Raw genomic sequence first — 9,154 nt, 5'->3', positions numbered from 1 at the left:
CCGATGGTAGTGTGGGGTCTCCCCATGTGAGAGTAGGTCATCGTCAGGCACCCCTTCCGAACCCCGGTCCTTAACAGGACCGGGGTTCTTTTATGGGCGCGGGATAAACCGCGCCCGGTGTCGCCACTTTGGTATCACTCGCAGATCGAATATTGTGTGGGAAAATCAATCTCTTCCTGAATAAAGAGATTTGGTATTCAACTGACTTTTGCACCACAATGGACAGGTAGTGCTCAAGGTGGTGAGCATATCGTTGATTCAATGAAGGCAGCAGGCAAGGGAGAGCTGATGATGAAAAAGACACTGGGTATTTTGCTGGCTGCAATGATGACATTTGCGGTGGCTGGTTGTGACAACGATGATGGTCCTGCCGAAGAGACCGGTGCACAAATGGATAATGCAGCCGATGACGCTGGCGATTCCGCAAATGATGCGGCTGACTCCGTCGGCGATGCTGCAAGCGATGCTGCTGACTCCACGGGTGAAGCCATGGAAGATGCTGGCGACTCCATCAGCGACAGCGCTGACGAGCACAGCAACTGATCTATTCTGATCGGTAGGGTAGAGAAGTAAAAAAGCCTCCTGACCATCGTCAGGAGGCTTTTTTCTTGTAGGTTCATGACGTGAGTCGCTGTTACTGCTCGCTGGCTGCACCTGCTGCTGCTCCTGCAGCGCCACCGATGATGGCACCAGTACCCGCGCTTCCGCCCGTTACGGCACCAGCAGCAGCACCTGTCGCGCCACCAATGCCGGCACCCTGAGCCGCGCTACGCCCGGTTGGGCTGCTGCAGGCTGTCAAAAAGGCTAGTGCTGCCACGGTTGTTATCATCAAAATGCCCTTGTGCATACATATCTCCTTGTCAGTCTTCTGGAAAAGATAGCTGAACCTTTCTATTGTTGGCCATCCTTACGCAATATTAAGCCTTCAGGTATTAATAATAATATTGTCTTTACTGTTTATAAAAAAAGCCTCGCATTAGCGAGGCCTTTCTGAATCCTTCTCAGGATCCGGGATCGTCGTGTGTCATTAATCCCAGGACAGTGCGCCACCGGTCTGATACTCGGTCACCCGTGTCTCAAAGAAGTTCTTCTCCTTGGGCAGATCGATCAGCTCTGACATCCAGGGGAAGGGGTTTTCCACGTCATCAAAGAGCAGACCCAGACCGATCTGTTCACTGCGGCGATTGGTGATGAACTGCATGTACTGCTCGGTAAGCTCGGCGTTCAGGCCGAGAATACCGCGCGGCATGGTTTCACGACCGTAGGCCACTTCCAGCTGGTAGGCTTCCATCAGCATACCGCGTACTTCCTGCTGAAAGGCCTCGTCCCACAGATGAGGATTTTCGATCTTGATCTGGTTGATGCAGTCGATGCCGAAGTTCAGGTGGATGGATTCATCGCGCAGAATGTACTGATACTGCTCGGCGATCCCCACCATCTTGTTGCGACGACCCAGTGCCAGGATCTGAGCGAAACCGGTGTAGAACCACATGCCTTCAAATACGACATAGAAGGCCACCAGCGCACGCAAAAAGGCCTTGTCGCGCTCGACGGTGCCGGTCGTGAAGCTCGGATCTTCCAGCGCCTGGGTGTACTTGAGCGCCCAGGTATCCTTGTCGGTAATCGAAGGAATTTCCCGATACATGTTGAAGAGCTCACCCTCATCCAGCCCCAGCGACGTGCAAATGTACTGGAAGGTGTGAGTATGGATGGCTTCTTCAAAGGCCTGGCGCAGCAGGTACTGGCGGCATTCCGGGTTGGTAATGTTGCGATAGACGGCCAGCACGATGTTGTTGGCGACCAGCGACTCGGCGGTGGCAAAAAAACCGAGGTTACGCTTGAGCATCAGCACTTCGTCCTCGGTCAGCCCCTCCGAGCTGTTCACCGGCGCTCGCCATGTGGCGATATCGCCCTGCATGGAGACTTCGGTCGGCATCCAGTGATTATTACAGCCGGAAAGATACTTTTCCCACGCCCAGCTGTATTTCAGCGGCAGCAGCTGATTGACGTCGCTCTGAGCATTGATCATGGCCTTTTCGCTGGCATCAATGCGTGATGCGCCGACCTGAATTTCACCCAGACCGCTGGTATCGACCTGGTCGTTGTCGTCGGTAAACAGATTTGTCTCTTGCATCGTTGTCTCCCTCGCCATCATCTGAGGTTATAAACATCGAGGATGGCCTTGAATACGGTAGACGGTGGTCTCTATAGACCACCGTCGTGACTATCGAATTACTGGCAGGCTTCGCAATCCGGATCATCGAGTGAGCAGGCCAGCGGCGGTGCCGAGCCCAGCGGCTGCTGAGTTGCCTGCGAGGCCTCCGGCGACGGAGCGGGTGCCGGCTGTGGCGTCGGTGCGTTGGGACTGACGCCGTTGAGCTTGCCATCGGTGCCCTTGAGGGTTGATTTCTCAAGGCGAGTGGAGGCCTGCGCACGGAGGTAGTAGGTTGTTTTCAGGCCCAGCTGCCACGCCATGCGATAGGTGGTGTCCAGCTTGCGACCGGAAACACCGCTGATATAAAGGTTCAGCGACTGCGCCTGATCAATCCACTTCTGACGACGCGAGGCGGCCTCGACAATCCAGCGCGGCTCGATTTCAAACGCCGTGGCATAGCGCTGCTTGAGATCTTCCGGAATGCGGTCGATCGGCTGGAGCGAACCATCGTAGTACTTGAGGTCATTGATCATCACCTCGTCCCACAGGCCGCGCTCCTTGAGCGCATGCACCATGTGCGAGTTGACCACGGTGAACTCGCCCGACAGGTTCGACTTCACATACAGGTTCTGATACGTCGGCTCGATCGACTGCGTCACGCCACAGATATTGGAGATGGTCGCAGTAGGGGCAATCGCCATGACGTTAGAATTACGCATGCCCTGACGACGTACCTTGTCACGAACGCGATCCCAGTCCTGAGTGGTGGACGTATCCATCTGCACATACTGTTCGCCACGCTCACGCTGCAAATCGCGAATCGAGTCGATGGGCAGAACGCCCTGGCTCCAGAGGGAGCCTTCATAGGACTCATAGCGGCCGCGTTCGGCGGCCAGATCGCTGGACGCTTCGATGGCGTGATAGCTGATCAGCTCCATGGAGTGATCGGCAAAGGTCACCGCGTCATCGGAGGCGTAAGCGATGCCATGCTTGTACAGCGCGTCCTGAAAGCCCATCAGACCCAGCCCGACCGGGCGATGACGGAAGTTGGAGCGTTTGGCCTGCGGCACGGCGTAATAGTTGATGTCGATGACATTATCGAGCATGCGTACGGCGGTCTTGACCGAGCGCTTGAGCTTTTCGCTGTCCAGCTGGCCGTTGACCACGTGCGCGGCCAGATTGATCGAGCCCAGGTTGCACACGGCGATCTCGTCGGCGCTGGTGTTGAGCGTGATCTCGGTGCACAGGTTGGAGGAGTGCACGACACCGGCATGACGCTGCGGGCTGCGCAGGTTGCAGGGATCCTTGAAGGTGATCCAGGGGTGGCCTGTTTCAAACAGCATCGACAGCATCTTGCGCCACAGATCCTTGGCCTGCACACGCTTGAACAGCGTGATCTCGCCGGTATGCGTCATCGCCTCGTACTCTTCATAACGCTTTTCAAAGGCCGCGCCATAAAGGTCGTGCAGGTCAGGGCAGGTCGCCGGTGAGAACAGCGTCCACTCCTTCTCTTCGCTGACGCGCTTCATGAACAGATCCGGCACCCAGTTGGCCGTGTTCATGTCATGCGTCCGGCGGCGATCATCACCGGTGTTCTTGCGAAGCTCGAGGAACTCCTCGACGTCCATGTGCCAGGTTTCCAGGTACGAGCAGACCGCGCCCTTGCGCTTGCCGCCCTGGTTAACTGCCACGGCCGTGTCGTTGACGACCTTGAGGAAGGGCACAACGCCCTGCGACTTGCCGTTGGTGCCCTTGATATAGGAGCCCAGCGCCCGAACCGGCGTCCAGTCGTTGCCCAGACCGCCGGCCCACTTGGAGAGCATGGCGTTGTCGCGGATGGCGCCGTAGATGCCTTCAAGGTTATCCGGCACGGTCGTCAGGTAGCACGAAGACAGCTGGCTGCGCACGGTACCGGCGTTGAACAGCGTGGGTGTCGAGGTCATATAGTCAAAGCTCGACAGCAGCTCGTAGAACTCGATGGCACGCGCTTCGCGGTCCTGTTCATTGAGCGAAAGCCCCATGGCCACACGCATGAACATGACCTGCGGCAGCTCGTAACGAACGCCGTCACGGTGCAGGAAGTAACGGTCGTAAAGCGTCTGCAGACCCAGATAGGTGAACTGATTGTCACGCTCATGGCTCAGGGCGTTGCCCAGGCGGTCGAGATCGAACTCGGCCAGTACCGGGTCGAGCTGCTCGAATTCGATACCGCGCTTGATGTAGCTCTGGAAGGCCGGCTTGTAGAGCGTGGCCATGTCACCAAAGGTGGCTTCTTCGGCAACTTCAAGAAAGGAGAGGGCTTCGCGACGCAGATTGTCCTGCAAAAGGCGGGCGGTGACGAAGGTATAGTTGGGCTCCTTCTCGACCAGCATGCGCGCGGTCATCATCAGCGCCGTGGCCACGCCTTCAGGCGTTACGCCGTCGTAGAGATTGCGCAGCGACTCATCCACGATGCGACGCGCTTCAACGTTTTCAAGATCCGCGCAGGCTTCGTTAACCAGTGTCTCGATGCGCGCCAGGTCCAGCGGCCGGCGGCTGCCATCGGGCTGGGTCACGTTGATGGTGGGGTGGGGCTTTTCGATCCCCTGATGCTGTGCGGCGCGGGCACGAGCATGCTCTTCGCGGTACAGCACATAGGCACGAGCCACCTTGTGTTCGCCCGAGCGCATCAGGGCCAGCTCGACCTGGTCCTGGATGTCCTCGATATGAAGAGTGCCGCCTTCCGGCATGCGACGCGCAAAGGTGTCCATGATGGATTCGGTCAGCTGCTCGACCTGCTCACGAATGCGCGAGGAGCCGGCGGCATTGTCACCTTCCACGGCGAGAAAGGCCTTGCTCATGGCCACGGAGATCTTGCTCGCATCAAAGGTGGCGGTATCACCGGTACGCTTGATGACACGCAACTGATGATTGGTCTGGCGCGTGTGAGCATCATCAAGGGTTGATGAGGTATCACGCTCTGTATGCGAGGTTTCCATAACGTTACCTTCCTGCCGTAAGGTCAAAACCGTGCCATGTCTGTTCATTCCTGAATGGAAAAACAGACAGCAACAGGGTCGAAAAATTGAATCGAAGGGTATTGACAGCCACCAGGCGTTTTTGCTTCAAAACACTACATGGTGTGCCTTTTGATAAAGTAGACACAATATAGTGTGTCTGCCGGGACGGCTCAATAGCCAAAAGGGTATTAAAAACGGGGAGAGGTCTGTGGACAACTTGTGCTTACCTTGCCGCAAGCCCGGTATTCACTGCAGCGAGCAAAAATGAACCAACACCTGCGATTTTTTGTCGCGAATATTTCAGCTCATGCTTGGATGGGGCAAATAAAATTCATGCCGATCAGATCCTGATGATGCGAATCGTATGCAAATACATCCCTTCTGTATGGGCACGTTCGTGTAACAGTGGCACAATGTTGCCAAAGTTGAACGACCGTTGGATTTAAAGGTCACATTTATCGCTGTCTGCCTGCCGCGTGTCCGGGCGCTGCCCGCGCAGTATACCGGTGACGGCACGGAAGCTTCTTTATCAATGATCGGACGGACGAGCCTTGGATAACATTACAACCGCCAACGAACACATTCTTATCATCGAAGATGATGAACGACTGGCCGCGTTGACGCGTGAGTATCTTGAAGGCAACGGTTTCAGGGTCAGCGTTGAACACGACGGTGCCAACGGCGTTGAGCGTATTCTCTCCCTGCGACCGGACCTGGTCATTCTTGACCTGATGCTGCCGGGTGAGGATGGCCTGTCCATCTGTCGCCGCGTACGTCACCAGTATCCTGGCCCCATTTTGATGCTGACCGCCCGTACCGATGACATGGATCAGGTGCTGGGCCTCGAAATGGGGGCCGATGATTACGTTCCCAAGCCGGTACCGCCGCGCGTGCTGCTGGCGCGCATGCGAGCGCTGTTGCGCCGTGCCGACGGTACGGAGACCGCCGAGCAGGAAGAAACCCGTCTCGAGTTTCGCGATCTGGTGGTGGATTCCTCGACCAGGGAAGCCTGGCTCAACGGCGAGCGCATCGATCTGACCAGCGCCGAGTTTGATCTGCTCTGGCTGCTGGCCTCGCATGCCGGTCGGGTACTGACCCGCGAAGAGATATTCTCGGCGCTGCGTGGTATTCGTTATGATGGTCAGGATCGTTCGATAGACGTGCGTGTGTCACGCATTCGACCCAAGATCGGTGACGATCCGCACCAGCCGCAGCGCATCAAGACCGTACGCAGCAAGGGATATCTGTTCGTTCGAGAGGTTTGAGCCGGCAGTAATCTGACCTCGTTTCGTGAAGGGCGGCTTCGTCTACTGTACAGAACCGTGTGTAAAGGATAGACGATGCCGTCAAGATTCCCCTCTCTGGCCTCATGGCACGCCCGCTCCGGCGGATCGGATGGTCTGGAGCCTCCGCCTCACAGACCTCTGTCCGCTCATGGTGGTTTTCGCCGCCTCTATCTGACCCTGTTTCTCTCGCTCATGACCATCTTCTGGGTGGGCGTGGTCGCGTCATGGTTGATCGATGACTGGCGTGAGGATCACTATCGTCAGCGCCTGGCAAGTGCCCCGATGGCGCTTTTGACGTCCCTGGTCGCCGGTCAGCCGGAAAGCTCCCGCGATGCATGGCTGAGCGCCTACGAGGATGAGCTGGGCATTCGCCTGGCACTGTCGGATTCCGAAACGCTGATGCTTGGCTTCATGGATCGCCGTCGACTGGCGCGTGGCGATGTGCTTGCCCGCCAGGCTCAGGGCGAAATCGGCTGGCAGCTCTACCAGCGTCTGCCAGGCGAGGACGATTCCATTCTGGTCGCGCACTTTACCGGTCTTTCCGAGCAGCAGCCCCTGCAGCTGGTCTCCCTGCTGCGCCAGTGGCTGGAGCTCTCACCGGATGACGAGCGCGAAGCCCGTTTTCAGGAGCTGCGCAGCCGGATCTCCCTGCCCATGGGCATGGGCAGCGGGACGCCGCCGGGGCTCTCCAACAGCCAGCTGACCCAGCTCAACGCCGGTCATGTCGTGATCAACGTGGTCGCCGAGCGCTCAAGCCTTGGCTTTTACGCCCAGTTCTCGGGTGGCCGCTGGATCATGGTCGGGCCGCTGTCGCCCTTCCAATCGCTGCCTGTTGTCACCATCGCCATGGTCATGGGACTGATGCTGACCATGCTGGGCACGGCGATCTATCTCATCATGCGCAGCGTAGAGAAGCGCCTGACCCGGCTTGAGCAGACCACGGCAAGCTTTACGGCCGGTGATTACAACGCTCGCGTGACCATTCAGGAAGGGGAGTATCTCACCCAGCTGGGCCTGGCCTTTAATACCATGGCCGATCAGGTGCAGGCGGTGCTCTCTTCCCAGCAGGATCTGATGCGCGCGGTGTCGCACGAGTTTCGAACCCCCGTGGCACGGGTGCGCTTTGCGCTGCAGATGGTCGATGACATGAGCGAATCGCCCGGCATCAGGCGGTTGCTGAAGGGGGTGGATGACGACATCGAATCCATCGATCGACTCATCGATGAAATCCTGACCTATGCCCGTCTGGATGGCGCCACCGACGGGCTGTTGCCGCTGGAGCCGGTCAGTCTGGAAGTGCGTGACATCGCCGATCGCGTCGTCGAGACGCTGACGCCGCTGCATCCGCAGTTAACCCTCGAGGTGACCGGCGGTCAGGACCTTCACGTGCACGCCGATGTGCGCTATTTACAGCGCGCGCTGCAGAATCTGGTGTCCAACGCCTGCACCCACGCCGGCAGCCGGGTCCATGTCCGCCTGCTGGGCGATGAGCGCATGGTGTATCTCAGCGTCGAGGATGATGGCGCGGGCGTTCCGGCGGAGGAGCGTGAGCGTATCTTCAAGCCCTTTGCCCGCATCGACGATAGCCGTACCCGGCATCAGTCCGGTGTCGGTGGGTACGGCCTGGGACTGGCCATCGTGGCCCGTATCGTACAGTGGCACCACGGGCGCATTACGATCGACACCGCCCCCGATCTGGGCGGCGCCCAGTTCATCCTCTCCCTGCCGCGCCACTATGAGGTGACAGAAGAGTACGTCTGAACCCGCTCAGCCGGCCGGGCGAATGCCGTTGAGCACGGCAAAGGAGGTCTCGCGCGCCGTGCGCAGGAAATCGCTCATCCACACCTGGCTCATCTGATCGAGTCGGACAGCAGCGTAGAGCGTCCCCCATACGCCTTCCCTGCCCAGCGAGCAGGCCCGCACGTAATCCCTTTCCAGATATTCGGTCAGCGCCCAGTTGGGCAGGGCGCAGACCCCGCGCTCGCTGGCCACCAGCTGCATCATCATCATGGTCAGCTCGGCCGTACGGGTTTCGCGCGGATGCATACCGGCGGGCTCGAGAAACCGGGTAAAGACATCCAGTTTGGAATGTTCCACCGGATAGGTGATCAGGATCTGGTCTACCAGATCCTCCGGCATTACATAACGCTTGTCGGCCAGCGCGTGCTGTCGGGCCACGGCCAGCAGGCTTTCGTAGCGGAAAAGCGGCTCATAGTGAATGCGCGGCAGGGGCTGTGGGTCGGCCGTGATGACCAGATCAAGCTGTTCGCGCGCCAGCGCCGGCAGCGGATCAAAATGCTGGCCGGCCGGGATATCCACTTCCACCTCGGGCCAGTGGTCACGAAAATAATCGATGGTGGGCATGAGCCATTGAAAGCAGCTGTGGCATTCGATGGCCATGTGCAGGCGGCCCTGTTCACCGCCGGCCATGCGTGCAATATCGCGCTCGGCGTTGCGAATCTGGGGCAGGACCTGTTCGGCCAGTCCCAGCAGCCGCTGACCGGCGCGCGTGAACTGCACCGGCCGTGTCTTGCGCAAAAACAGCGGACAGCCCAGTCGATCTTCCAGATCCTTGAGCTGATGAGACAGCGCCGACTGGGTCAAATGCACGCGCTCGGCGGCTTCGACCAGTGACCCGGTATCGCGCAGCGCCAGCAGGGTGCGCAGGTGCCGGAACTCGATCATTAAAGCTTCTCTCTCATGGCTGGTCTGAA

The 9,154-nt window shown here is 58.5% G+C and carries 7 protein-coding genes; 3 read left to right on the top strand and 4 right to left on the bottom strand.

Going from position 1 to position 9,154, the window contains the following annotated elements; translation table 11 throughout:
* The first annotated feature begins 291 nt into the window (after positions 1–291).
* On the top strand, positions 292–543 hold the full coding sequence (locus C8D72_RS16285) for a lipoprotein (RefSeq protein WP_211308877.1): 252 nt from the start codon (positions 292–294) through the stop codon (positions 541–543).
* 91 nt (positions 544–634) lie between these two features.
* Here C8D72_RS16285 and C8D72_RS17865 read toward each other — a convergent pair whose 3' ends face one another.
* From C8D72_RS17865 to C8D72_RS16270, 3 genes are all read right to left on the bottom strand, one after another.
* Positions 635–829, bottom strand: coding sequence for a YMGG-like glycine zipper-containing protein (locus C8D72_RS17865; RefSeq protein WP_425453302.1), 195 nt, complete (start codon positions 827–829; stop codon positions 635–637).
* A gap of 198 nt (positions 830–1,027) precedes the next feature.
* On the bottom strand, positions 1,028–2,134 hold the full coding sequence (locus tag C8D72_RS16275) for a ribonucleotide-diphosphate reductase subunit beta (protein ID WP_115855514.1): 1,107 nt from the start codon (positions 2,132–2,134) through the stop codon (positions 1,028–1,030).
* Positions 2,135–2,232: 98 nt separating this feature from the next.
* On the bottom strand, positions 2,233–5,133 hold the full coding sequence (locus tag C8D72_RS16270; protein WP_115855513.1) for a ribonucleoside-diphosphate reductase subunit alpha: 2,901 nt from the start codon (positions 5,131–5,133) through the stop codon (positions 2,233–2,235).
* Positions 5,134–5,705: 572 nt separating this feature from the next.
* Between C8D72_RS16270 and C8D72_RS16265 the strand changes: the two genes are divergently transcribed.
* Both C8D72_RS16265 and C8D72_RS16260 read left to right on the top strand, forming a co-directional pair.
* Positions 5,706–6,419, top strand: coding sequence for a winged helix-turn-helix domain-containing protein (locus C8D72_RS16265; RefSeq protein ID WP_115855512.1), 714 nt, complete (start codon positions 5,706–5,708; stop codon positions 6,417–6,419).
* A gap of 75 nt (positions 6,420–6,494) precedes the next feature.
* Positions 6,495–8,201 carry an ATP-binding protein gene (locus C8D72_RS16260; protein WP_115855511.1) on the top strand — a complete coding sequence of 569 codons (1,707 nt, stop codon included), beginning with the start codon at positions 6,495–6,497 and terminating at the stop codon, positions 8,199–8,201.
* A gap of 6 nt (positions 8,202–8,207) precedes the next feature.
* Here the strand turns inward: C8D72_RS16260 and C8D72_RS16255 are convergent, their stop codons facing one another.
* A complete protein-coding gene (locus C8D72_RS16255) occupies positions 8,208–9,125 on the bottom strand; it encodes a LysR family transcriptional regulator (RefSeq protein WP_115855510.1) in 918 nt (305 codons plus the stop codon).
* Positions 9,126–9,154 lie beyond the last annotated feature (29 nt).

The organism is Kushneria indalinina DSM 14324, assembly GCF_003385845.1.
GTDB classification, from domain to species: Bacteria; Pseudomonadota; Gammaproteobacteria; order Pseudomonadales; family Halomonadaceae; genus Kushneria; species Kushneria indalinina.
The sequence above is the reverse complement of the archived record's forward strand: the minus strand, read 5'-3'. Positions and strand labels throughout refer to the sequence as shown.

What these genes read in the sequence shown, in the direction of transcription:
- C8D72_RS16275 (WP_115855514.1), bottom strand. Translation starts at nt 2,134, where the DNA reads ATGCAAGAGACAAATCTGTTTACCGACGACAACGACCAGGTCGATACC.
- C8D72_RS16285 (WP_211308877.1), top strand. Translation starts at nt 292, where the DNA reads ATGAAAAAGACACTGGGTATTTTGCTGGCTGCAATGATGACATTTGCG.
- C8D72_RS17865 (WP_425453302.1), bottom strand. Translation starts at nt 829, where the DNA reads ATGATAACAACCGTGGCAGCACTAGCCTTTTTGACAGCCTGCAGCAGC.
- C8D72_RS16255 (WP_115855510.1), bottom strand. Translation starts at nt 9,125, where the DNA reads ATGATCGAGTTCCGGCACCTGCGCACCCTGCTGGCGCTGCGCGATACC.
- C8D72_RS16270 (WP_115855513.1), bottom strand. Translation starts at nt 5,133, where the DNA reads ATGGAAACCTCGCATACAGAGCGTGATACCTCATCAACCCTTGATGAT.
- C8D72_RS16260 (WP_115855511.1), top strand. Translation starts at nt 6,495, where the DNA reads ATGCCGTCAAGATTCCCCTCTCTGGCCTCATGGCACGCCCGCTCCGGC.